Here is a 22,436-nt window from a genome sequence, read left to right as displayed (position 1 = left end):
CATGATCATCGTCACCGGCGGTGGCCAGGGCATCGGTGCCGCCATCGCCCGCCGCGCGGCGGCGCTGGGACGACCGGTGTGCGTCAACTACCGGACCAGCGCCGCCGGCGCCGAGGAGGTCGTGCGGGACGTGCGGGAGGCGGGCGTCGAGGCGCTGGCCGTGCAGGCCGACGTCACCGAGGAGGACGAGGTGGTGCGGCTCTTCGCGACCGCCACGGACAAGCTCGGACCGCTCAGCGCCGTCGTCAACAACGCCGGGGTCACCGGCGGCCTGAGCCGGGTGATCGACCTGGACGTCGGCCGGCTCGACACCGCCTACCGCGCCGTGCTGCGCAGCGTCGTGCTGTGCACCCGGGAGGCCCTGCGGGCGATGGCCCGCAGCCGCGGCGGCCCGGGGGGCTGCGTCGTCAACATCTCCTCCACCGGCGCCCGCACGGGCGGCGGGGGCGAGTGGGTCCACTACGCCGCCCTCAAGGCCGCCGTCAACGCCCACACCTGGGGCGCCGCCCAGGAGGCCGCGGCCGACGGCGTACGGATCAACGCCGTCGCCCCCGGGTTGGTCCACACCGGACTGCACCAGGCCAACGGGGTCCCGGACCGCCCCGAACGCCTCAAGGCGACCGTGCCCATGGGTCGCATCGGCACCCCGGAGGAGGTCGCGGAAGCCGTGGTCTTCCTGCTCTCCCCGGCCGCCTCCTACATCACCGGTTCCGTCCTCGAAGTGGGCGGCGGCCGTTGAGCCCCGCCCCGCGCACGGGAGAAGCCACCATGTCCACTGCACCCACCCGAATGCTCGAACCGCACACCCCCCTCTACCTCGACACACCCCCGCACGTGATCACCGAAGGCTCCGGGATCGAGGTGCGCGACGCCGAGGGCCGCTGGTACGTCGACGGTGTCGCCGGCCTGTGGAGCGTGACCCTCGGCTACAGCGAACCCCGCCTGGTGCGGGCGGCGACGGAGCAGATGAGCCGGCTGCCGTTCTACGGCTCGTTCAACCACCGCACCAACGACGTCGCGCTCGCCCTGGCCGCCGACGTCGCGGAGATCGCCCCCATACCGATGGGCCGCGTCTTCTTCGGCAACTCCGGCTCCGACGCCAACGACAGCGCCATCAAGTTCGCCCGCTACTACCACTGGGCCCAGGGCCGCCCGGAACGCCGCAAGATCATTTCGCACCACTGCGGGTACCACGGCACCACCCTCGCGGCCGGGTCGGCCACCGGCCTGCCCCACATCCACCACGGCTTCGGGCTGGCGGGCGACGACTTCCTCTCGGCGCACTGCCCCGACCCGCTGCACCCGGCCTCGCGCGGGCTGAGCGAAAAAGAGCAGGTCGACTGGCTCGTCCGGGACTTCGAGAACCTCGTCCTGGAGGCCGGGCCCGAGACGGTCGCCGCCTTCATCTCCGAGCCGGTCCTCGGCGCCGGCGGGCTGATCATCCCCCCGGCCGGGTACTTCGCCCGGATCCAGGAGGTCCTCGACCGCCACGGCATCCTGTTCATCGCCGACGAGGTCATCACCGGCTACGGCCGCACCGGGGAGATGTTCGCCACCACGGCCATGGGCCTGCGTCCCGACATCATCACCACCGCCAAGGGCCTGTCCTCCTCCTACCTGCCCATCTCGGCGACCCTGGTGGGCGAGCGGGTCAGCGAGGCCCTGGCCGAGGGGAGCCGGCAGATCGGCACCTTCGGGCACGGGTTCACCTACTCGGGCCACCCGGTGGCCGCCGCCGTGGCCCGCGAGACGCTGGCCATCGTGCGCGAGCGGGACGTCCCCGGCCACGTGCGCGAGGTGGCCCCCCACCTGGCGCGGGGGCTGGAGAAGTTCCGCGGGGCCGAACTGGTCCGCGACGTACGCCACTACGGCCTGCTCGGCGGGGTGCAGTTCGACCCGGAGCAGGCCGGCGCGGAGCCCGGCGCGCTGGGCCGGGAGGTCCTGGAGGCGGCGAAGCAGCGCGGCCTGCTGCTGCGGGCCATGGGCGACACCGTCGTCTTCGCGCCGCCTCTGATCATCACGGCCGGCCAGGTCGACGAGGTGCTGGAACGCTTCACCGCCGCCTACGACGACGTGCTCGCCTCCCGCCGTCGGCAGGCAGCCTGATCCCCTGATCCCAAGGAGCAGACCGATGGCCATCGGCATCCTCGCCACCGGCTCGTACCTGCCCGACCAGGTCGTCACCAACGACGACCTCGCCCGGACGGTGGACACCACCGACGCCTGGGTGACCTCCCGCACCGGCATCCGGCAGCGGCGCCGCGCCGCCCCGGACCAGACGACCTCCGACCTGGGGCACCTGGCGGCGGCGGCCGCCCTCCGCAACGGCGGGCTGACGGCGGACCAGGTCGACGCGCTGGTGGTCGCCACCAGTTCGCCCGACCGGATCCAGCCGTCGACCGCCTGCCACATCCACGCCAAGCTGGGGCTGACCCAGGTGCCGGCCTTCGACGTCGGCGCGGTGTGCAGCGGTTTCGTGTACGCCGCGGCCACCGCGGCCGGGCTGATGGGGAGCTTCCCTCAGCACCGCCGCGTCATGGTGGTCGGCTGTGAGACGTACAGCCGGATCCTCGACTACGAGGACCGCGGCACCTGCGTCTTCTTCGGTGACGGCGCGGGCGCCGCCGTCCTCGGGCACGTCCCCGACGGCTACGGCGTCCTCGGCTGCGACCTGATCGCCGACAGCACCCAGCTGGACGTGGTCGGCGTCCCGGCGGGCGGCGCCACCGAGCCCGCGGACGCCCGCACGGTGCGGGAGCGGCGGCACTACTTCCACATGGACGGGCGCCGGGTGTGGAACTTCGCGACCCAGGCCGTCCCCCGTGTCGTCAAGGGTGCCCTCACCGCCGCCGGCCTCGACGTCGGCGACGTGGACGTCCTCGTCACCCACCAGGCCAACGCCCGCCTCATCGAGGAGTGCGCCGCACGCTCCGGCATCCCGCTGGACCGGATCCCGACGACCGTCGAACGCTACGGCAACACCGCCGCCGCCTCCGTGCCCATCACCCTGGCCGAGGCGCACGCCGCGGGCCGGCTCCGGCGCGGTGACGTCGTCGTCCTGGCCGCGGTGGGCGGCGGCATGACGGCGGGCGCGCTGGTCCTGCGCTGGTACTGACCACCCGCCCGAGCCGCCCCGGCCGCCCCGAGCCGGCCCGCGAGCCGACCCGTACGGCCACCACCGCGCCCGGCGCATCGCCCGGCCCCCGTCTGCGGCACCCCGTCCGTCACCCGCACCCCTCGAACACCCCGTCCGCCCCCCGTCAGCACCCCGTTCAGAGCCAGGAGAACCCTCACGTGACCGCACCCGTCATCACCTCGTCCGAGCCCGCCGGCCCGCTCCCCCGCCTTGAGGAGCCGCGCGGCGGACGGGGGAGCCTCCCGCACGACCCGACCTTCGCGGAGTTCGCCCGCACGCACGTCGCCCCCCGCGCCGACGGCGCCTACCGGGCCGAGATCCTCGACCGCCTGTCCTGGCAGCGCCTGGCCGACCACGGCCTGTGGCGCGTCGGCGTGCCCGAGCACCTCGGCGGCGCCGGGGGCACGTGGCGGGACCTCGCCGAGCGCATCGCCGACATCGCCCGCGAGGGCGACGACCTCGGCTTCGTGCTCTCCCTCATCGCCCACGCCGGACTCGTGCGCGCCCTGGTCGAGCACGGCGGCGAGTACCACCACCGCACGGTCCTGCCGTCCCTCATGAAGGGCGCCGTCGGCGCCACCGCACTCACCGAGCCGCACGGCGGGTCCGACGTGGCCCGCACCCGCACCACCGCCGTACGCACCCCCGAGGGCTGGACCCTGACCGGGCTGAAGGACCACATCACCAACGCGCCCGTCGCCGACCGGGCGCTCATCCTCGGCCGCGTGCCCGAGCTCGGCCGCCGCGACATCACGCTGTTCCTCGTCAACCTGCACAGCCCCGGCGTACGGCGCGGCCCCGCCGAGGAGCTCTTCGGGCTGCGCACCAGCCCCACGGGCGCCATCCACCTGGAGGAGGTGGCCCTGCCGGAGGGCGCCGTGCTGGGCGCGCCCGGCGAGGGGCTGCGCACGCTGTACGACATCATCAGCTTCGACCGCGCCCTGTACGGTCTCGTCGCCGCGGCCTTCCTGGAACCGCAGCTCGACAAGGTGATCACCTTCACGCGCCGGCGTGAGGCGTTCGGCACGCCGATCCTGGAGCACCAGTACGTCCAGGGCCGCCTCACCGACATCCGCATCACCATCGAGGTCGCGCGGGCGACGGCGGTGGCCGGGATCGAGGCGCTGGTGGCCGGCGACCCGCAGGCGTCCCTGCGCTGTTCGGTGGCGAAGCTGACCGGGTCCGAGGGCCTGGTGGAGGCAGCGCAGAACCTGATGCGCCTGCACGGCCACATGGGGTACGAGCGGGGCCCGTTGACCCGCATCGTCCAGGACGCCCTGGGCACCCTTATCGCCGGGGGGACCACCGAGATGCAGCGCAAGAACATCCTCAACCAGATGTTGGCGCACCACACGGGCTGACGGCGGTTCACCCATGTGACCCGCGCAACGGAACCGAACGAGGACCTGATGACCGCAACCCCCGCGGCGTCCGACACCCGGCCGCCCACCGCCCTCGGACGCCCCTTCGTCTGGCTCTGGCACGCGTGCGCGGGCTCGAACCTCGCCGACGGCATCTACCAGGTCGCCCTGCCCGTCACCGCCGTCCACCTCGGCGGCGGCGCGGGCGGGGTGGCCCTGGTCGCGGCGATGTCGCGGGCCCCGTGGCTGGTGTTCGCGCTCTTCTCCGGCCTCCTCGTCGACCGGTGCGACGAGCGCCGGCTCATGCGGATCGTCAACAGCGGGCGCGTCGTCGTCCTCGGCACCACGGCGGCGTTGCTCGCGCTCGGCCGGGCCGACATCGCGGTACTCGCCACGGCCGCGTTCCTCCTCGGCATCGGGGAGACGATCTTCGACACGGCGTTCCACACGACCACCCCGGGACTGGTCGCGCCGCACCAGCTGGAACGGGCCAACTCCCGTCTCCAGGCGGCCGAGATCACCACCAACCAGATGGCCGGCCCGCCGCTGGGCGGCATCCTGCTCGGCCTGTCCGCCGGCCTCGCCTTCGGCGCCACCGCCCTGCTCTACCTCGCCACCGTCCTGGCGCTCCTGGCCCTGCCCGCCTCCCGGAAGACCGTTCCGAGCGCCGACGCGGCCACGGACGGCCCTGGTACGGCGGGCGCCGCGGGCGGCCCGGGTGCCGCGGACCGCCCGGGTGGCTCCGCGGCCGGACGGCCCGGCATCATCGCCGACATCCGCACCGGGCTGAGCTTCCTCGTCCGCAACCGCACCCTGTTCGTCTACGCCCTGGGCGTGGGCGCCCTCAACCTCGCCTGGGCCGCGGTCTACGCCGCGCTGCCCGTACTGGCCCTCCCGCCGGGCCCGTTGGGGCTGAGCAGCGCCTCGTACGGTTCGCTGCTGATGGTCGCCGGGGTCAGCGGCCTCGTCGTCGGGCTGCTGTCCGCCACCGCCATCGGCCGCCTGGGGGCGCGCGCCAGCATGGCGCTGGGGCTCGCGGGGATGGCCGCCGGCTTCCTCCTGCCGGGGCTGCGCCCCACGGTGGCGGTGCTGGGCGTGGGGCTGGGCTGCACCGGCCTGCTCATCCTGATCAACGTCGTCACCGTGTCGTACCGGCAGCGCACCGTCCCGCAGCACCTCCTCGGCCGGGTCACGTCGGCGTACCGGCTGATCGCCTTCGGCTGCCTGCCCGTGGGCTCCGCCCTCGCCGGCGTCATCGGCAGCCACTTCGGCCCCCGCCCGGTGCTGGTGCTCGCCGGCTGCGTCGTCTGCGCGGTGGCGATCCCCATGACCCTGTACACCCGCCCGGCCACCGACGACGAGCCCGCGCGGGCGTGACGACCCGTCACCCCCGCGCCGTGCCCGCACGACCGCTCCACCACCCGCTCCGCACCACGGCACCACCACGACACCGCCACGACAGTGAGGGAACAGCCATGACCAGCACGCCCGCACGGACCGCCGCCCCCGACCTGGCCTCCCTGATCGGCAGGAGCGCCGAGGTCGTCCACCGGGTCGGCGACAAGGACGCGGCCACGAACTGGGGCAACGACCTGCCCGTCCTCGCCACGCCCGTCCTGCTGTGGCTGAGCGAGATCGCCGCGATGAAGGTGATCGACCCGGCCGTCACCGACCAGGACATGACGGTGGGGCTGGCGCACGACTCCGCCCACCTCGCCCCGACCCCCGTCGGCGAGGAGGTCACCGTCTCGGCGACCCTGACCGCGGTGGAGGGCCGCAAGCTCGTCTTCGACGTCGAGGCCCGCGACCCGGCCGCCACCGTCCTCAGCGGCCGGCACACCCGGGCGGTCATCGACCGCGCCCGCTTCACCGCGAAGCTCGCCCCCCGCCTCGGGACGGCCGACCGCAGCGCGTGAGCGGTCGGCCCGACCGTCGCGGCCGGGCCGCGAGAGCCGCGTGGTCGGCCTCCGTCAGCCCACGACGGGGGTCGGCCCGGTGCGGCAGGGCGGGACCCCGGTGGTGGTGGGCGGCCTGGGACGGCCCGGGTCGGCTCCGGCAGCTCAGCCCCCGGGCCGGGCCGAGGGGTACGTGAGGGCGCCTGCCGGGCAGAGGGCGGCGGCCTCGCGGGCTCTCGCCCCGGTCGGGCCCGCCTCGTACGCCGGCGCGGGGCGCCGGAGGACGACGCGGCCGTCCTCCGGGTCCTGGTCGAAGAGGTCCGGGGCGGTCAGCGCGCACATGCCGGCGCCCTGGCAGCGTTCCCGGTCGGCGTGGAGCGCCATCGGCTACTCCCCTCCCCAGGCGACGGGCAGCCGGTGCACGCCGTAGATGTTCATGTCGGTGCGCAGCGGCACCTCCGCCGGGTCGACGGCGAGGCGCAGGTCCGGGAAGCGGTGGACGAGGGCGGGCAGGGCGACGCGCATCTCGACGCGGGCCAGTTGCTGGCCCAGGCACTGGTGGACGCCGTGGCCGAAGCCGAGGTGGCCGATGGCCCTGCGGCGCAGGTCGAGCGCGTCGGGGTCGGGGAACCGCTCGGGGTCTCGGTTGGCGGCCTCGAGGGAGAGGGTGACGGTCTCGCCGGCGCGGATGACCTCGCCGCCCAGCTCGACGTCCTCCAGGGCGACCCGCAGGGTGGTGTGGGCGACGGTCAGGAAGCGCATCAGCTCCTCGACCGCCTGGTCGGCGAGGCCGGGGTCGGCGCGGAGCGCGGCGAGTTGCTCCGGGTGCCGCAGCAGCGCGAAGGTGCCGTGGGCGATCATGTTGGCCGTCGTGTCGAGGCCCGCGGCGAGCAGCAGTCCCCCGATGCCGATCAGCTCCTCCTCCCCGAGGTCGCCGGCGGTGAGGTCGCTGAGCAGGTCGTCGGTGGGCGCCGCGCGCTTCGCCTCCACCAGGGTCCGCATGTACTCGTGGAGGTCCGTCCCGGCGGCGGCCCGCTGCTCCGAGGTGGCGTCCATGCTCATCAGGGTGACGGTGTGGCGGTGGAAGACGTCGCGGTCGGCGAACGGCACGCCCAGCAGCTCGCAGATGACGTGTGCCGGTACGGGCTGGGCGTACGCCTGGACCAGGTCCGCCGTGCGGCCGCCGCGCTCCATGGCGTCCAGGTGCTCGGCGGTGATCTCCTCGACGCGCGTGGTGAGCAGCGCCATCCGGCGGACGGTGAACTTCCCCATGAGCAGGCGCCGGTAGCGGGTGTGCTCGGGGGCGTCCATGCCGGTCATGTCCCCGGGGGTGGCGGGGGGCAGGTCACCGGTGGGGCCGTCCGGCAGGGGGTAGTGCATCAGCTCGTAGCGGGCGCTGAAGCGGGGGTCGCCGAGGACGGCCCGGACGGCGGCGTGGCCGGTGGCGATCCAGCCCTCGTGCCCGTCGGGGTAGCGCATCCGGGCGAGCGGGCGCTCGTCGCGGATCCGGCCTAACGCCTCGGGCGGCGAGAACGGGCACCTCGCGGGGCGGGCGGCGAGCGAGGCCGACGCCGTGACGGACGTGTCGTGCGGCATGGGGTCTCCTGTCGTGGATGTGGACGCACCCGGCACTTGCACGGTGTTCAAGTGCCGGTCGGACCACCGTAGAAGAGGAGTTGCACGGCGTGCAAGTGGTGGATTGAGCCGAGTGTCGGCAGCCGTTAGGCTCGCCGCATGCCGCGAGAGACCCTGACCCGTGACCAGATCGTGCGCGCCGCCGTCGAGCTGCTGGACGCCGACGGCGTCGACGGTCTGAGCATGCGGCGCCTGGGGGCCCGGCTGGGTTCGGCCGCCACCGCCGTGTACTGGCACGTGGGCAGCAAGGAGAACCTCGTGGTGCTCGCCGCCGACAGGGTGTGGGGCGAGCTGGACCTGCCCGACCCCGCCGAGGCCGGCTGGCGCGCCGCCGCCCGCACGCTCGTGTACGACACGCTGGAACTGACCCGCCGCCACCCCTGGCTGCTTTCGGCCGTCAGCACGCACCTGGTGTACGGGCCCGGCATGGCCCGCTTCCATGACCACACCTACGCCATCTACGAGTCGGCCGGCTTCCAAGGCTGGGAGCTGGACTGGGCGGCCAACGCCGTCTTCACCTTCGCCACCGGGACCGCGCTCGTCGACGCCATCGACACGGCCGCCACCACGGCGCAGGTCCCGCGCGGCAAGGGGGAGAGCGGGCCCGTGCAGAGCGTCATGGAGTGGGCGACGGGGATCGCCTCGCAGTACCCGCGGCTGCGCGCCCGGCTGGAGGCGCACCGGGGGGCCGACCCGGCGGAGCTGTCGCGGGAGAAGTTCGCGTTCGGCGTGGAGGCCATCCTGGACGGCCTCGAGGCCCGCCTCCGCGACCGGAGCCCCGACCCGCACCCGTCGTCGTCGCGTTGACCCGGCCCGCCCCTCGCGGGGCGCCGTCCGGCGACGCCCGCGGGACGCGCGCCGCCGGACGCGACCCGCGGGGCGGTGGGTTCCGGCGCCGCGTCAGGCGGAGCCGCCGCGGCCGCCGCCGAGGCGCCCGGTGAGCGAGGCGAGCTTCTGGCGGACGCCGCGGGTGACGAGGGCGGGCCCGTCGGGGTCGCGCAGGGTCGCCTTCGCCGTCTTCTTGCCCTGCTCGAACGGGACGTGCGGCGGGATCGGCGCGATGTCCGCGTCGACGCGGAACTCCAGGACCACGGGCCGGTCGCTGCTCAGGGCCTCGTCCCAGGCGCTCCCGACCTCCGCCGGATCGTCGCAGTAGACGCCCTTGAGGCCGAGCAGTTCGGCGTACCGGGCGTACGGCACGTCGGGGAGGTCCTGGGAGCCGGGGAACTTCGGATCGCCGGCGAGGGCGCGCTGCTCCCAGGTGACCTGGTTGAGGTCCTGGTTGTCGAACACGCAGAAGACCAGGGGCGGTCCGCCCGCGAGCCGGTCCGCGTACCGCTTCACGGTGATCATCTCGTTCATGCCGTTCATCTGGAACGCGCCGTCCCCGATGATCGCGATCACGGGCCGGTCGGGGTGGGCGAAACGGGCGGCGATGGCGTACGGCGTGGCGGGTCCCATCGTCGCGAGGGTGCCGGACAGCGAGGCCTGCATGCCCTCGCGGAGCTTCAGGTGGCGCGCCCACCAGTTGGTGGCGGAGCCGGAGTCGGCCGTCAGGACGCACCGGTCGGGCAGCCGCGGGGAGAGTTCCGCGATGACGGCCTGCGGATTGACCTTGCCGTCGAAGGACTGCGCGGCCCTCAGGTCGCAGACGCGCTGCCACTCCTGGACGCTCTTCTCGATCCCCTTGCGCCACTTGCGGTCCTTCTTCCGGCGGAGCAGCGGGATCAGCGCCCTCAGCGTCTCCGCCGCGTCGCCCACGAGGTGGGCCTCCACGGGGTAGCGGATGCCGATCATCCGGCCGTCGATGTCGATCTCCACACCGCGTGCCTGCCCCTCCTCCGGGAGCCACTCCGCGTACGGGAAGGACGTGCCGACCATCAGGAGCGTGTCGCAGCCGCGGATCATGTCGTCGCTGGCCTTGCTCCCCAGCAGGCCGATCGGGCCGGTGACGTAGGGCAGGTCGTCGGGGAGCACCTCGCGGCCCAGCAGGGCCTTGGCGACGCCCGCGCCGAGGAGTTCGGCGGCCTCCCTGACCTCGGCCTGCGCCCCGGCGGCGCCCTGGCCGATGACCATCGCGACCTTGGAGCCCTCGTTGAGGACGTCGGCGGCCCTGCGCAGCTCGTCCTCGTCGGGCAGCACGCGCGGCCGGCTCCAGCCGATGCTGGAGAAGACGGAGCCGTGCTCCTTGGGCGGGGAGGGCTGGGCCTCCTCCTCCTGGACGTCGCCGGGGATGATGACGGTCGCCACCGAGCGGGTCGTCAGGGCGGTCTTGAAGGCCCGGTCCACGACGTGCCGCGCCTGCCCGGGGTGGACGATCATCTGGCAGTACTCGGAGACGTCCGCGAAGAGCTGCTCCAGGGCGATCTCCTGCTGGTACGAGGAACCCAGACTGATCCGCTTCTGCTGGCCGACGATCGCGACGACCGGCTGGTGGTCCAGCTTGGCGTCGTACAGGCCGTTGAGGAGGTGGACCGCTCCCGGCCCTGACGTGGCGATGCAGCAGCCCACCTCGGAGGTGAACTTCGCGTGCCCGCAGGCCATGAACGCCGCGGCCTCCTCGTGCCGCGCCTGGATGAACTCCGGGCCCCCCTCGGCGCGGTCGAAGGCCCCGAGGAGGCCGCTGATGCCGTCTCCCGGATACCCGTACACGCGCTCGACGCCCCAGCCGCGGACGCGTTCCAGTACGAAGTCGGCCACCGAGGTCATCGCTTCTCCTCACCCACGCGGTCAGTCGTCCCGTCCGGGTCACCGCCGTGGCCCGGGGCAAACCGGCGCGCCCGCACGCGCCACCCACGATGGCGCTTCGCCGCCGCGCCGTCGTGGCGTTCCGGTCCCCCGTCCGGGGCCGGTACCTCCTCCGGAACGGTCCCCCGTCCGGGGTGGTCCCCCGTCCCGGTTCCTAGTGCTGCGTCTGAGTCTGGGTGCGGTCCAAGGCCGGGTCCGGTCGTTCGCCGAGGTACTCCACCCACGCCTTCTTCACACAGGGGTAGTGCGTGGCCGCCTCCACGAGGTTCATGAAGTTGACGATGTTCGCCTCGAACCGCTCCTGGAGCGTCGCGTCCGCGATGCGCCCGTCGCCGTCGAGCTGGGTGTGGGCGGCCGCTAGGGAGAACATGTCCGGGTAGACGCGGGCCCCGAGGTGCTCCAGGGGGACGCGCAGGGCCCACAGCCCGCGGTTGCCGCCGGCCATGGACGGGGACGCGGACAGCAGCAGCGCCTGCAGTTCGTTGAACGGCTGCGGGCGGAACCGCGACGTCCAGTCGATCAGGTTCTTCAGCACGCCGGGCACTGAGGCGTTGTACTCGGGTGAGGCGACGATCAGCGCGTCCACCTCCAGCAGCCGCTCCCGGAAGCGCTCGGCGCCGGGCGGGACACCGTGGACCGCCTCGATGTCGGCGTCGTAGTCGGGCACCTCGAAGTCCTTGACCGAGGCGAGCACGGCCGCGGCCTCGTTGGCCCGGACGGTGGTGACGGCCGACTCGGCGAGCCTGGTGTTGAACGAGTCGGCGCGGCGCGAGCCGGTCAGGACGAGGAACGACAGCGGGCGGCGGGTGGCGGTGCTCATGGTCCTTGCCTTTCGGGCGGGGCACGGGGCGGGCCGTCCGCGGGGAGGCGGCCGGGCGCGCCCCGGTGACCGGGGTGGCGCGGGGCGCGGCCGCGGTGGTGCCGCGCCCCGCCGTACCACTGTGCGCGGTATCGGGCGCGGTGCGCCGGGCGGCGGAGCCATACGGGTCACGGCCCCGTCCCCCCGGGCCGACCGGCTCCCGGCGTGCGTGCGCTACATTTTGCGTCGCCTTGACCACGATCACCCATGATCACTTCTGCCACGGGGAGCCGGCTCACCATGATCGACATCGTCAACGGACTCGGCCGGGCCTCCGCCTACGGCGGCCTCGGCCTGGTCCTGCTGATCCTCGGCATACTCCTCGTCGACGTCCTGACGCCCGGCAACCTCCGCCGGCTCGTCTGGGAGCAGCGCAACCGCAACGGCTCCCTGCTCCTCAGCTCCGCGCTGCTCGGTGTCGGCGGCATCGTCTTCACCTCCATCTGGACGACGTACGACGACTTCGGGAAGGGCCTCGTGTCGACCGCCGTCTTCGGACTGTTGGGCCTGGTGATGATGGCGGTGGCGTTCGTGGTCGTGGACGCGATCACGCCGGGGCGGCTGGGCGCGCTCCTGGTCGAGCCGGAGCCGCACCCGGCGGTGTGGGTGACGGCGTCCTGCAACATCGCGGTGTCCGCCATCGTGTCGGCGTCCATCGCCTGACCGCCGGGCCCGCCCCGGCGGCCCCGCCCTCCCTCCGAACCTCCCGCCCGGTCGCACCGCTGCCGCGCCCGGTGCGGGAGAGCGGCGGCCGACCTGGACGGACGAGCGGGCACGGGCGGCCGAGCGGGCACGGCCGAGTCCGCAGGGGCGGGCGGGCGCAGGCGGGCGGGCGGGCGCAGGGCCTGCAGGGGCCCGGAGCGGGGAGGACGCGCTCGTACCGGCGGGGCGTCACCCGCCGGGGGCGGCGGGCTCCACCTCCAAGTGGCGGCGCCCCCGCGGCCCCCGGTAGAGCAGCGCCTCCCAGCCCAGCCGCTCCAGCGTCCGCGCGCACGCGGTCAGCGCGCCCTCCTCCTCCCGGGCGGCGCCACCGCCCGGCGGGCCCACCCACTCGACCCGGACCTGACCGGGCCGCTCCCCCGGCGCCACCCGGTAGCCGGTCGCGGCGCGCGCCCCGTCGGCGTCGAGCGCCGAGGGCGCCGTACCGGCGGCCTCCAGGGCCAGGGCGACCGCCCGTACCGGCCGGCCGCGCTCCCAGTCGGCCGGCACCGCGTGCGGGTCGCCGCCGCCGGTGTGCGTCAGCCTCCGTATCTGGAGCAGCCCCTCGAACGCCACGCGCACCTCGGTGGCGCGCCGCCGCGCCGCGTCCGGGTCCCGCGCCGGGTCCGGCGGCGGCGGCCCGTCGCCCGTGGCCGCCTCGAAACCCGTACCTCCCGCGTCGCTCACCGCAGCCTCCTGATGTCACCCCGCACCCGGTAGAAGCCGCCGGACGCCGCGTGCAGCGCGTCCACCACGTACCGCGCGCCGGGCTCGCGTATGGCCCGGGGGAACTGGACGTTCCACGACGGCTCGTACCCCTCCGACACCACGTGCACGCGGACCCTCCCGCCGCTGCGGACGCACTCCACGACGACCGAGCCCGCCGGGGCCTGCGCCACGGACACCACCGAGGCCGCGGCGGTCGCCGGGGCGTACGTCGGCAGGGCGGCCGCGAGCTTGACGTCCCGCGCGACCGGCACCGTGCCCTGCTGCGCCGCCGCGACGGCCGCCTCGCCGGCGTCCACGCACACCAGCGAGCCGTCCGTCGTCACCAGGTACAGCCGCTCGTCGCGGTACTGCATGGACAGGGCGGAGCCGCCCCCGGTGCCCAGCTTCCACAGGCGCGTACCGTCCCGGTCGAAGCAGTACACGGACGACGAGCCGTCACCGGCGAAGACGAAGCGCCCGCCGGGCGAGGTGGCGCACGAGTACACCGCGCTGTCGCAGACGTACGTGGCCTCGATCCGCCCGTCGTCCTTCGCCAGGCGCTGCACCACGCGGTTCGCCGTCCCCGCGTACACCGCCGTGTCCTCCTGCCAGCCGAACAGGACGCCGCCGCGGGTGGCCGTGTGCCACAGTTCGCCGCCGCCGTCGGGGGCGTAGGCGGTGACGCCGCGGTGGTGGCCGTGGTAGACGGCGCGGTCGTCGGCGCGGACCATCCAGGCGTGCTCGCCACGGCCGCCGCGCGCCCACTGGTGCTCGTCCTCGTGGTCGATGACGGTGAGCCGGCCGTTCCGGTCGGAGACGTTGAGGACGCCCTCGTGGATGTCCAGCCAGAAGATGTCGACGTCGGCCGCGATGTCGTACGCCGCGAACGGCAGCTTCGACGACAGGTCGTACACCCGGCCGTCGTCGCAGCCGGCGTAGATCCAGAAGTCGTCGGCCACCAGGCACTTGACGCCGTCGGGGAGGGTGAAGCGGGCGAGGACGCCCCCGTCGTGGTCGAGGGTGTAGACGTCCCCGGCCTGGTTGCCCACCCAGCAGCGGTCGTCGTCGACGTGGATGCCGAACGCGGCCGAGCCCGTGCGGAACCGCCACAGCACCGGTGCGACGGCCCGCGCGGTGGAGGGGGTCGAGGCGACCTGGCGGCGGGTCACCGAGCGGGGGGCGCGACCGCCCGGCACGGCCGGCTCGTATCCCTTGCGGACCTTCTCGCCGACCTTCCTCGCCGCGGCGGCCCTCGCCTTCTCCGCCGTGGGGAACGTCGACGTCTGCACCTGGCCGGCCGCGCCGATCCTCCCGTACCGCACCGTCACCACCAGTCCGTCGACGGTGACCTCGTAGAACTTGTGCGCGCCACCGCCGTCCTGCGACAGCTCCAGGTACGTCGTCGACGCCGTGGACACAGCGGACATGGCAGACCCCTCCCCAGGACGGACCCCCCGGCCTTTCCCACGGGGTCCCACTGCCCGAAACGGTAGGACCCGCCACTGACATCGCCCCGGCCGCGTCCCGGACGGAGCACTCCGGCGGGCGCCCGGGCCGGACGGCGGCGACGATGGTGTCGTCGCCGGTGCGTCCGTCGACGAGGACGAGTCCACGGCGGGGAGCGGCCGGGCGGAGGAGGCGTGGAGCATGCGTCTGCCGCGTACGCGCCGGGCCCGGGTCACGGCGTCACTGACCGTCCTCGCCGTGCTCGTGACCGGGAGCGTCGTCATCGGCCGGACCGCGGGGCCCACCCACACCACGGCGCGCCCCGCCGGCACCGGAGCACCGCGCGGCGCCCACCACCGGCCGCCGCGGCCGGCGATCGTGCCGCGCACGGCCTGGCACGCGGAGAGCGTGTCGACCGCCCCCGCCGCCCGGTACGCCCCGGCGGTGCGGGCCGCCGTCATCCACCACACGAGCACGCCCAACGACTACGACTGCGTGAGCGTGCCGGGGACGCTGCGCGGCCTGTACGCGGGGCACGCCCACGGCAGGCACTGGGACGACATCGGCTACAACTTCCTCGTCGACGCCTGCGGCACCATCTACGAGGGCCGCGCGGGCGGGGTCGACCGGGCGGTCATCGGCGCCCACACCAAGGGCTTCAACGAGGGCACGGTCGGCATCGCCGCCATCGGTACGTTCCCTGAGGGCACGCCCGTGCCCGAGCCGATGCTCGACGCCATCGCCCGGCTCGTCGCCTGGAAGCTCGACCCCGCGGGCCCCGACCCGCGCGGCACGGTCCGCCTGGTCTCCACGAGCGACGAGTCCCGCTTCCCGGAGGGCACGAAGGCCGCGCTGCCGGTCGTCGGGGGCCACACGGACGGATACCCGACGGGCTGCCCGGGAGCGGCCCTGTACGCGCGGCTGCCCGACCTCAGCGCGCGGGTGGCCCGGCTGCAACGGCGCTGATCCACGCGTCGGCGAGCAGCTGGTGGCCGGCGGGCGTGGGATGCACCCCGTCGTACAGCCAGTGGACGGCCGGGGCGCGCCGCGCGGCCTCGTCGAACACCGGCTGGAGGCGCACGTGCTCCGCGCGGTGCGCGGCGGCCAGTTCGGCGACCGCCTTCTGACGGAGCAGCACCTGCGCGGCGAGTGCCTCGTCGAAGTCGGAGTCGGGGCCGCCGGGCAGGGAGAACGGCTCGCACAGGACGATCCGCGCGTCCGGCAGGGCCTGGCGGGTCCGGGTCAGGAGCGCGTCGTACGCCGCGTGGAAGCCGTCCGCGTCGATGTCGCCGCACTCGCCGTCGACGACGCGCCAGGCGTCGTTCACGCCGACGAGGACCGACAGCAGGTCGGGCGCCGGGTCGAGGGTGTCGGCCTGCCACCGGGCGGCCAGCTCCGCGATCTTGTCGCCGGCGGCACCGCGGTTGGAGAAGCGCCAGCGGTGGCCGGGCGCCCGCGCGGTGGCGCGGGCCGCGACCAGGTGGACGTAGCCGTGGCCGAGGGCGGCGTTGACGTCCGCGCCCGCGCTCCGGTCGCGGCCGCAGTCCGTGACGGAGTCGCCCTGGAAGAGGATGTGCGAGCCGGCGGGGACGTGCAGGGGCATGCGGACTCCGGGAGCCGGGGGCCTGGGGCCCTGACGTGGATGGTTTCACCCGGAACCTATTTCCGCGCCGTGCGGTGGGCAAGACCCGGGGCGGGGGCGCGCCCCTCCGGAAGTTTCGCGCCGGCGCGCCGGGTGCGTAGTGTCCGGCTGTTTTCTGTTGTCGCGGGCCCGCTGCCGGATCCCCCGAGGACAGGACGACGGGACACGACAGGCGAGGCGGGGCATGCACACGGACGGCGAGCACATACCGGAGCTGGTGAGCGCGGCACGGCCGGGTGACGGCCGCGCGCGGGAGCGCCTCGTCGCGGACCACCTGCCGCTGGTCTACAACGTCGTCGGGCGGGCCCTGGACGGGCACCCGGACGTCGACGACGTGGTGCAGGACACCATGTACCGGGCGCTGACCGGCCTGGCCGGACTGCGCGAGCCGTCCCGCTTCCGCTCCTGGCTGGTCGCCATCGCGATGAACCAGGTGCGGCGGCGCTGGAACGAGGGCCGGCAGGCGCCCGTCGCGTCGGTGGACCGCCTCGCCGAGCGGCCGGACCCGGCGGGCGACTTCGTGGACCTGACGATCCTGCGGCTGGGCCTCTCGGGGCAGCGCAGGGAGGTCGCCGAGGCCACCCGGTGGCTCGACGAGGGCGACCGGGACCTGCTGGCCCTGTGGTGGCAGGAGGCCGCCGGGCAGCTCACGCGCGCCGAGCTGGCCGAGGCGCTGGGCGTGCCCGTACGGCACGCGGCGGTGCGGGTGCAGCGGATGCGGACCCGGCTGGAGACCGGCCGGGTGGTGGTGCGGGCCCTGGCCGCGGAGCCTCGGTGCCGGGGGCTCGCACGGCTCACGGCGGACTGGGACGGCCGTCCGGCACCGGTGTGGCGCAAGCGCGTGGCACGGCACGCCCGGGGCTGCCGCGCCTGCGGGGGACACCGGTCCGGTCTCGTCCCGGCCGAAGGACTGCTGGCCGGTCTCGCCCTGGTCGCCCCCCTGTCGGGGTACCCGTGGGGCTCCGGTACGGGGGCGGTGCCCGTGTCCGACGCGGTCTCGTCCGCGGGCGCCGCCGCGGGCGGGGCGGGCTCCCCGGGAGCAGGCGCCGTCGCAGCCGGTGCCCCGGGTGCCGCTGCCCCCGCGGGCGGTGGCCCCGCAGCCGGTGCCGCGGGCGGTGGCCCGGTCGGCGGAGCGGTGCGGTGGCGTCTGCCCGCCGCGGTGGGGGGCCTCGCCGTGGGCGGGGCGCTGCTGGCCGCGCTGTGGCCCTCGACGGGCGGGCCCCCGGCCCCGGCCGCGCCGACGACCGCCTCGCCCACGGCGGGGACCACCGCGCCGAAGGTGCCCGCGCCCTCCCCCTCCCCGCCGCGCCGCCCTTCGCCGACCGCCTCCCCCGGCCCGAGCACGCCCGCACCCGGCCCGCCGGCGAGCCGTACCCGACCCGCCCGGCCGAGCACCGCGCAGCGGCTGACGGACCTGGTCAACGCCCGCCGCGCCCGGGCCGGTTGCGCGCCGCTGCGGCCGGATCCCCGGCTGACCGCCGCGGCGCGGGCCCACGCGCGGGACATGGTCGACCGGGGCTACTTCGCGCACGCCGACCCGGAGGGCCGGAACGCGGACGCGCGGATCGCCGACGAGGGGTACGGCGCGGGCGCCTGGGCCGAGAACCTGCACCGGGGTCCCCGCGACCCCGCGGTGGTGGTGGACGACTGGATGGACGGCTCGATGCACGAGGAGAACATGCTCGGCTGCCGGTACCGGGACACGGGCGTGGCCGCCGTGCCCGGGCCGCAGGGCACCGTGTGGGTGCAGGTCCTGGCCGGCCCCGCCTGATCCGCCGGTGCCCCGCCCCGGCGCCGAGGGGAGCGTGCGCGGCTCCCCCGTGCGCCGCCGGCCTACTTGGCGACGGCGAAGCCCTGCACCCACCAGGGGCCGTTGGAGCGGAGGTTCACGCCGATGCCGACGTCCCGGAACGCGCAGTTGAGGATGTTCTCGCGGTGGGCGGGGCTCTTCATCCAGTCCCGCACCGCCCTGACGGGGTCCCGGGGACCGCGGTGGATGTTCTCCCCCCAGGTGTGCCAGCGGTAGCCGGCGGCCCGGATACGGTCACCGGCGTCCCGCCCCTCGGGGCTTTCGTGCTGGTAGTAGTCGCGGGCCGCCATGTCGTCCGCGTGCTTCTGCGCGGCCTTCTGGAGGCGCCGGTCCACGCGCAGCGCCGGGCACCCGGCCTTGGCGCGTTCGGCGTTGGTGAGGGCGACGACGCGGCGTACCTGACGGGCCGCCGTCCCCCAGGCGGTGCCCGCCCGGGGGGCGCGCGCCGGGTGCGTGGCCTCGGCCGCGGGGAGGGCCGCTCGCCGCTCGCCCAGGGCGCCCCCGGGCGGGCCGGGCGTCCGGCTAGCAGCGGGATCGGCGGGCGCGGGATCGGCGGGTCCGGCCGGCGGGATGGCCGGCGGGGAGGTGTCCGGCGCGGCGCCCGGCGCGGAGGACCGCGGCGCGGGGCCGTCGGTGCGGCGCTCGGCCGTGTGGTGGTCGGCCGTGTGGTGGTCGCGAGCGGTCGGGCCGGGGACGGCGGTACGGGTGGCGAGGGAGCCGCCCGCCCCTCCCGTGCCGTCCAGGACGAGGGTGCCCGCCGCGACGGCGGCGACCGCCACGGCGCCGGCGACTATGGTGCCGACGCCCTGGTAGGTCCAGCGCCGTCCGGCGCGGCGCCGGGCGGCGGGAGCGAGGCGCCGGTCCGGGGGCGCCGCGGTGGTCCTCGCCCGGTGGTGACGCGGTCGGCGTTCGCCGGACGGGCGGCCGGTCTGGTCGGTGGGGTCTTGGTGGTGCCGCACGGGTACTCCGCTCTCTCCGTCTCGTGGCAGCGGGCTGCCGGTTCGGTCCGGTGCTCGGGAGATCGGGCGCAGCGCCGTCCGTGACACTTCCGTGGGGACAGCCTTCCGTGACGGCCCGCCGGGGAAACCGCCGCCGCGCGCGGAGCGGTGGAAAACGGCCAAGCGGTACGCCGGCGTGGCACCTGCGGGTGGTCCCGGCGTGCGGGGGCGGCGCCCCCGGGTGAGGGTGGATCCGTGGCGCAGCTGATCACGATCGATGTGGACGACGGCAGCGGCGGTACCGCCGTCTTCGAGACCGACGCCGACCTGGTTCCGGTGGACACCACCGAGGGAGTCCCCGGCGAGGGTCTGACCGCCCGGGCCCGGGTGTCGTTCCAGGAGGCCCTGGAGCAGCTACGGCCCACCCTGTCGAGCGTGTCGCGGACGCTGCGCGAGATGGGTCCCGACGAGGCGGAGGTGGAGTTCGGCCTGAAGGTGGGCGGCGAGACGGGGGTGGTCGTCGCGAAGGGCACCGTGGGGGTGAACTTCGCCGTGCGCCTGGTCTGGCGGCGCGGCTGACCGCGTCCGGCACGGAAACGTCAGAGAAGAAAAGCTTCGTCGCCATCCGGCGGGAGACTCACATGCGCGTGCTCCTGGTCCACCCGAGTGCCCTGATGTACTCGGAGATCTTCCTACGACTCGAACCCCTGGGGCTGGAACGGGTGGCGGCCGCGGTCCGCGACGCCGGCCACGACGTCCGCGTGGTGGACCTTCAGGTGCTGCCGCCGTCCGTGCTCGACGCGGAGCTGCGCTCGTTCGCACCGGAGGCGCTGGGGATCTCCCTCAACTACCTGGCCAACATCCCGGAGGCCATCGACATCGCCCGACGCGCCAAGGAGGCGTCCCCCGGGTGCTTCGTGTTCTTCGGCGGGCACAGCGTCTCGTTCATCGCCGAGCACGTGCTGCGGCAGGCCGAGGGCGCCGTGGACGCGATCGTGCGCGGCGAGGGGGAGACCGCGGCGCCGCCGCTGCTTCAGGCGGCGCGGGACGGCGGCCTGGGCACCGTCCCGGGGGTCGTGTCGGCGGAGGGGCGCGGTCCCGCGCCGCGGCTGCTGGAGAGCCTGGACCACCCGCTTCCGGCGCGTGACCTGATGCGCCGGCGCAACCGGTACTTCATCGGCGAGCTGGACCCGTGCGCCTCGATCGAGTTCACCCGCGGCTGCCCCTGGGACTGCTCGTTCTGCTCGGCGTGGACGTTCTACGGGCGCAGCTACCGCAAGGCGTCGCCCGAGGCGGCGGCCGCGGAGATGGCGTCGATCCGCGAGCCGAACGTCTTCATCGTCGACGACGTGGCGTTCATCCGCCCCGAGCACGGCCACGGCATCGCCGCCGCCCTGGAGCGGCGCCGCATCCGCAAGCAGTACTACCTGGAGACGCGCAGCGACGTCCTGCTGCGCAACCAGGAGGTCTTCGAGCGCTGGACGCGTCTGGGGCTGCGGTACATGTTCCTCGGCATGGAGGCCATCGACGCCGAGGGCCTGGACCTGTACCGCAAGAGGGTCAGCCCGGACGACAACTTCCGGGCCCTGGAGGTGGCCCGGCGCATGGGCATCATGGTGGCGATCAACCTCATCGTGGATCCGGGGTGGGACGCGGAGCGCTTCCGGCTGGTGCGCGAGTTCGCGCTGTCGGTGCCGGAGATCGTGCACCTCACGGTCATGACGCCCTACCCGGGCACCGAGATCTGGCACACCGAGGCCCGCCAGCTGACCACGCGGGACTACCGGCTGTTCGACATCCAGCACGCCGTGGTGCCGACGAAGCTGCCGCTGGAGGAGTTCTACCGGGAGCTGGTGCGCACCCAGGCCGTGCTGAACCGCAAGCACCTGGGCCTGCGCAACGCCTTCGGCGCCCTGGGCGTGCTCGGCCGGAACCTGCTGCGCGGGCAGACCAACTTCGCGCGGATGCTGTGGGAGTTCGGCCGGGTGTACAACGTCGACCGGCAGCTGGCGGACCACCGCAGGCCGGTGCGGTACGAGTTGCCGCTCCCCCAGCACCGGGCGGCTCCCCCCGGCCGGCAGGAGCTGTTCATCCACACGCGCCCCGCGACGCCGGCCACCCGGCGGACCGCCGCCCCGGAGGCGGACGGCGCCTGACCCGCGTCCCGTCGGGCCCGGCCACGCGGCGCGTCCCGTCGGGCCCGGCCACGCGGCGCGTCTCGTCGGGCCCGGCCACGCGGCGCGTCCCGGTACGCGTCCGGTCCCGCCCGGTGGGCACCTCCCGGGGTCCGGTGCGGTCGGGCGCCTTTGGCCCCGCCCCGGTGGGCACCTCCCGGCCCGGTGCGGTCGGTGGCTCCCATCCCGCCCCGGTGGCCGCCTCCGGCCCGGCGCGGTCGGCGCCTCCCCGGGGTGTACCGCGCGCCCCGCCGGTCCGGCGTGACCGCCGAACCGCCTCGACGGGCGCGGGATCGGCGTCCACACTGTGCGCATGGCACTGGACATCGCCGTGTTCGGCGCGGGCAGCATCGGCTGCCACCTGGGCGGGGCGCTCGCCGCCGGCTGCGGCGTGACCCTCGTGGGGCGGCCGTCCGCGATGGCCGCCGTACGCGAGCGGGGCCTCCTCCTGACGGGCGGCGGCCGCCCGGACGCGCGCGTCGCTCCGGCGCGCCTGCGTGTCCGCGACGACCCGGCGGCCGTGGCGGGCGCCGACTACGTCCTGGTCACGGTCAAGTCGGGCGCGACGCGCGAGGCCGCCCGGGCGATGGGCCCGCACCTGGGCGCCGGCACGGTGGTGGTGAGCTTCCAGAACGGGTTGCGCAACCCCGCGGAGCTGCGGGCCCACCTCCCGGCGGGCACGGTCGTACTGGCCGGCATGGTGCCGTACAACGTGGTGCGCACCGGGCCCGCCTCCTTCCACCAGGGCACGGCGGGCGCCCTGATGGTCGACGACGTCCCGGCCGCGCGGCCGCTGGTGGCGGCGCTGCGGCGGGCCGGCCTGGCGGTCGAACCGCGCGGCGACATGCCGCGGGTCCAGCACGCCAAGCTGCTGATGAACCTGAACAACGCCGTGAACGCCCTGTCCGGGCTGCCGTTGCGCGAGCAGTTGGGCACGCGCGCGTACCGCCTCTGCCTGGCCCTGTGCCAGGAGGAGGCGCTCGCGGCGTTCCGGGCGGAGGGCGTGGCGCCGGCGCGGCTGGGTCCCGTACCGGCCTCGGCGACGCCCCGTCTGCTGCGGTTGCCGGACGGTCTGTTCCGCCGTGTCGCGGCGGCGTCGCTGCGGGTGGACGCCCACGCCAGGTCGTCGATGTGGGAGGACCTGGAGCGCGGCCGGCGTACGGAGATCGACGCGTTGCAGGGGGAGGTCGTCGCCCTCGCGGCCCGCCACGGGCTCGGTGCGCCGGTGAACACCCGCATCGCCGAACTGGTGCGGGAGGCGGAGGCGGGGGCCGCCGCCGGTCGGTCACGCCGGTGGACCGGGGCGGAGCTGTACGCCGAGTCGACGGCTGCGGCACGGCGGGCCTGAGGGCGGTTTTCCACAGGGGTTGCCGCTCCTCGGCCGT

The 22,436-nt window shown here is 75.2% G+C and carries 21 protein-coding genes; 13 read left to right on the top strand and 8 right to left on the bottom strand.

The features are described 5' to 3' along the window. Position 1: 1 nt before the first annotated feature. The 6 genes from LPA54_RS23780 to LPA54_RS23755 all read left to right on the top strand — a co-directional run bounded on the left by LPA54_RS23780 (position 2) and on the right by LPA54_RS23755 (position 6,413). Positions 2-739 carry an SDR family oxidoreductase gene (locus LPA54_RS23780; RefSeq protein WP_228981161.1) on the top strand — a complete coding sequence of 246 codons (738 nt, stop codon included), beginning with the start codon at positions 2-4 and terminating at the stop codon, positions 737-739. 29 nt (positions 740-768) lie between these two features. After that, complete coding sequence (locus tag LPA54_RS23775) at positions 769-2,106, top strand: aminotransferase (protein WP_228981158.1); 1,338 nt, start codon at positions 769-771, stop codon at positions 2,104-2,106. A 25-nt stretch (positions 2,107-2,131) separates the two neighbouring features. Continuing rightward, entirely contained in the window at positions 2,132-3,115 is a 984-nt protein-coding gene (locus LPA54_RS23770; RefSeq protein WP_228981157.1) for a 3-oxoacyl-ACP synthase III family protein, read from the top strand. Positions 3,116-3,294: 179 nt separating this feature from the next. Continuing rightward, positions 3,295-4,497, top strand: coding sequence for an acyl-CoA dehydrogenase family protein (locus LPA54_RS23765; protein WP_228981154.1), 1,203 nt, complete (start codon positions 3,295-3,297; stop codon positions 4,495-4,497). Positions 4,498-4,545: 48 nt separating this feature from the next. Further along, positions 4,546-5,874: an MFS transporter gene (locus LPA54_RS23760; RefSeq protein WP_228981152.1), complete on the top strand. Its 1,329-nt coding sequence runs from the start codon at positions 4,546-4,548 to the stop codon at positions 5,872-5,874. A 98-nt stretch (positions 5,875-5,972) separates the two neighbouring features. Further along, entirely contained in the window at positions 5,973-6,413 is a 441-nt protein-coding gene (locus LPA54_RS23755; RefSeq protein ID WP_228981151.1) for a thioesterase family protein, read from the top strand. Between the two features lie 144 nt (positions 6,414-6,557). Here the strand turns inward: LPA54_RS23755 and LPA54_RS23750 are convergent, their stop codons facing one another. Both LPA54_RS23750 and LPA54_RS23745 read right to left on the bottom strand, forming a co-directional pair. Then, on the bottom strand, positions 6,558-6,776 hold the full coding sequence (locus tag LPA54_RS23750; RefSeq protein WP_228981150.1) for a ferredoxin: 219 nt from the start codon (positions 6,774-6,776) through the stop codon (positions 6,558-6,560). Between the two features lie 3 nt (positions 6,777-6,779). Beyond that, positions 6,780-7,988 carry a cytochrome P450 gene (locus tag LPA54_RS23745; protein ID WP_228981149.1) on the bottom strand — a complete coding sequence of 403 codons (1,209 nt, stop codon included), beginning with the start codon at positions 7,986-7,988 and terminating at the stop codon, positions 6,780-6,782. A gap of 138 nt (positions 7,989-8,126) precedes the next feature. On the opposite strand from LPA54_RS23745, the gene LPA54_RS23740 reads away from it, so the two are divergent. Beyond that, on the top strand, positions 8,127-8,834 hold the full coding sequence (locus tag LPA54_RS23740; RefSeq protein WP_228981148.1) for a TetR/AcrR family transcriptional regulator: 708 nt from the start codon (positions 8,127-8,129) through the stop codon (positions 8,832-8,834). Positions 8,835-8,927: 93 nt separating this feature from the next. Here the strand turns inward: LPA54_RS23740 and LPA54_RS23735 are convergent, their stop codons facing one another. Further along, positions 8,928-10,736, bottom strand: a complete 1,809-nt coding sequence (locus LPA54_RS23735; protein ID WP_228981146.1) for a thiamine pyrophosphate-requiring protein — start codon at positions 10,734-10,736, stop codon at positions 8,928-8,930. 193 nt (positions 10,737-10,929) lie between these two features. Continuing rightward, positions 10,930-11,595 (bottom strand): NADPH-dependent FMN reductase, encoded by a 666-nt coding sequence (locus LPA54_RS23730; protein WP_228981144.1) that lies wholly within the window; start codon positions 11,593-11,595, stop codon positions 10,930-10,932. Positions 11,596-11,874: 279 nt separating this feature from the next. Here LPA54_RS23730 and LPA54_RS23725 point away from each other — a divergent pair, with 279 nt between their 5' ends. After that, complete coding sequence (locus LPA54_RS23725) at positions 11,875-12,297, top strand: DUF350 domain-containing protein (RefSeq protein ID WP_228981197.1); 423 nt, start codon at positions 11,875-11,877, stop codon at positions 12,295-12,297. A gap of 228 nt (positions 12,298-12,525) precedes the next feature. Here LPA54_RS23725 and LPA54_RS23720 read toward each other — a convergent pair whose 3' ends face one another. Next, positions 12,526-13,020: a hypothetical protein gene (locus LPA54_RS23720; RefSeq protein ID WP_228981142.1), complete on the bottom strand. Its 495-nt coding sequence runs from the start codon at positions 13,018-13,020 to the stop codon at positions 12,526-12,528. Continuing rightward, positions 13,017-14,468 carry a WGR domain-containing protein gene (locus tag LPA54_RS23715; RefSeq protein WP_228981140.1) on the bottom strand — a complete coding sequence of 484 codons (1,452 nt, stop codon included), beginning with the start codon at positions 14,466-14,468 and terminating at the stop codon, positions 13,017-13,019. The genes LPA54_RS23720 and LPA54_RS23715 overlap by 4 nt, the downstream gene beginning before the upstream one ends. A 220-nt stretch (positions 14,469-14,688) precedes the next feature. Between LPA54_RS23715 and LPA54_RS23710 the strand changes: the two genes are divergently transcribed. Then, on the top strand, positions 14,689-15,453 hold the full coding sequence (locus LPA54_RS23710) for a peptidoglycan recognition protein (protein ID WP_228981138.1): 765 nt from the start codon (positions 14,689-14,691) through the stop codon (positions 15,451-15,453). On the opposite strand, the gene LPA54_RS23705 is transcribed toward LPA54_RS23710, so the two are convergent. Further along, positions 15,419-16,090: an SGNH/GDSL hydrolase family protein gene (locus LPA54_RS23705; protein ID WP_228981136.1), complete on the bottom strand. Its 672-nt coding sequence runs from the start codon at positions 16,088-16,090 to the stop codon at positions 15,419-15,421. The genes LPA54_RS23710 and LPA54_RS23705 overlap by 35 nt on opposite strands. Before the next feature lie 223 nt (positions 16,091-16,313). On the opposite strand from LPA54_RS23705, the gene LPA54_RS23700 reads away from it, so the two are divergent. Beyond that, positions 16,314-17,900, top strand: a complete 1,587-nt coding sequence (locus tag LPA54_RS23700) for a sigma-70 family RNA polymerase sigma factor (protein ID WP_228981134.1) — start codon at positions 16,314-16,316, stop codon at positions 17,898-17,900. 62 nt (positions 17,901-17,962) lie between these two features. Here the strand turns inward: LPA54_RS23700 and LPA54_RS42440 are convergent, their stop codons facing one another. Further along, positions 17,963-18,898, bottom strand: a complete 936-nt coding sequence (locus LPA54_RS42440; RefSeq protein ID WP_308112891.1) for a CAP domain-containing protein — start codon at positions 18,896-18,898, stop codon at positions 17,963-17,965. 234 nt (positions 18,899-19,132) lie between these two features. Between LPA54_RS42440 and LPA54_RS23690 the strand changes: the two genes are divergently transcribed. The 3 genes from LPA54_RS23690 (at position 19,133) to LPA54_RS23680 (ending at position 22,399) form a co-directional block, all read left to right on the top strand. Next, complete coding sequence (locus LPA54_RS23690) at positions 19,133-19,456, top strand: CU044_2847 family protein (protein ID WP_228981130.1); 324 nt, start codon at positions 19,133-19,135, stop codon at positions 19,454-19,456. A gap of 62 nt (positions 19,457-19,518) precedes the next feature. Further along, a complete protein-coding gene (gene hpnR, locus LPA54_RS23685) occupies positions 19,519-21,033 on the top strand; it encodes a hopanoid C-3 methylase HpnR (protein WP_228981129.1) in 1,515 nt (504 codons plus the stop codon). A 331-nt stretch (positions 21,034-21,364) separates the two neighbouring features. Continuing rightward, the gene (locus LPA54_RS23680) at positions 21,365-22,399 is read left to right on the top strand and encodes a 2-dehydropantoate 2-reductase (protein WP_228981127.1); all 1,035 of its coding nucleotides are present in this window, start codon (positions 21,365-21,367) and stop codon (positions 22,397-22,399) included. Positions 22,400-22,436: the final 37 nt, after the last annotated feature.

This window comes from Streptomyces sp. DH12 (genome assembly GCF_020873895.1).
Classification (GTDB): domain Bacteria; phylum Actinomycetota; class Actinomycetes; order Streptomycetales; family Streptomycetaceae; genus Streptomyces.
The sequence above is the reverse complement of the archived record's forward strand: the minus strand, read 5'-3'. Positions and strand labels throughout refer to the sequence as shown.

Excerpts from the sequence above, each read along its gene's own strand:
- LPA54_RS23760 (WP_228981152.1), top strand. The coding sequence starts at position 4,546 with ATGACCGCAACCCCCGCGGCGTCCGACACCCGGCCGCCCACCGCCCTC.
- LPA54_RS23680 (WP_228981127.1), top strand. The coding sequence starts at position 21,365 with ATGGCACTGGACATCGCCGTGTTCGGCGCGGGCAGCATCGGCTGCCAC.
- hpnR (WP_228981129.1), top strand. The coding sequence starts at position 19,519 with ATGCGCGTGCTCCTGGTCCACCCGAGTGCCCTGATGTACTCGGAGATC.
- LPA54_RS23730 (WP_228981144.1), bottom strand. The coding sequence starts at position 11,595 with ATGAGCACCGCCACCCGCCGCCCGCTGTCGTTCCTCGTCCTGACCGGC.
- LPA54_RS23780 (WP_228981161.1), top strand. The coding sequence starts at position 2 with ATGATCATCGTCACCGGCGGTGGCCAGGGCATCGGTGCCGCCATCGCC.
- LPA54_RS23755 (WP_228981151.1), top strand. The coding sequence starts at position 5,973 with ATGACCAGCACGCCCGCACGGACCGCCGCCCCCGACCTGGCCTCCCTG.
- LPA54_RS23710 (WP_228981138.1), top strand. The coding sequence starts at position 14,689 with ATGCGTCTGCCGCGTACGCGCCGGGCCCGGGTCACGGCGTCACTGACC.
- LPA54_RS23770 (WP_228981157.1), top strand. The coding sequence starts at position 2,132 with ATGGCCATCGGCATCCTCGCCACCGGCTCGTACCTGCCCGACCAGGTC.
- LPA54_RS23735 (WP_228981146.1), bottom strand. The coding sequence starts at position 10,736 with ATGACCTCGGTGGCCGACTTCGTACTGGAACGCGTCCGCGGCTGGGGC.
- LPA54_RS23700 (WP_228981134.1), top strand. The coding sequence starts at position 16,314 with ATGCACACGGACGGCGAGCACATACCGGAGCTGGTGAGCGCGGCACGG.
- LPA54_RS23705 (WP_228981136.1), bottom strand. The coding sequence starts at position 16,090 with ATGCCCCTGCACGTCCCCGCCGGCTCGCACATCCTCTTCCAGGGCGAC.
- LPA54_RS23715 (WP_228981140.1), bottom strand. The coding sequence starts at position 14,468 with ATGTCCGCTGTGTCCACGGCGTCGACGACGTACCTGGAGCTGTCGCAG.
- LPA54_RS23745 (WP_228981149.1), bottom strand. The coding sequence starts at position 7,988 with ATGCCGCACGACACGTCCGTCACGGCGTCGGCCTCGCTCGCCGCCCGC.
- LPA54_RS23775 (WP_228981158.1), top strand. The coding sequence starts at position 769 with ATGTCCACTGCACCCACCCGAATGCTCGAACCGCACACCCCCCTCTAC.
- LPA54_RS23725 (WP_228981197.1), top strand. The coding sequence starts at position 11,875 with ATGATCGACATCGTCAACGGACTCGGCCGGGCCTCCGCCTACGGCGGC.
- LPA54_RS23750 (WP_228981150.1), bottom strand. The coding sequence starts at position 6,776 with ATGGCGCTCCACGCCGACCGGGAACGCTGCCAGGGCGCCGGCATGTGC.
- LPA54_RS23740 (WP_228981148.1), top strand. The coding sequence starts at position 8,127 with ATGCCGCGAGAGACCCTGACCCGTGACCAGATCGTGCGCGCCGCCGTC.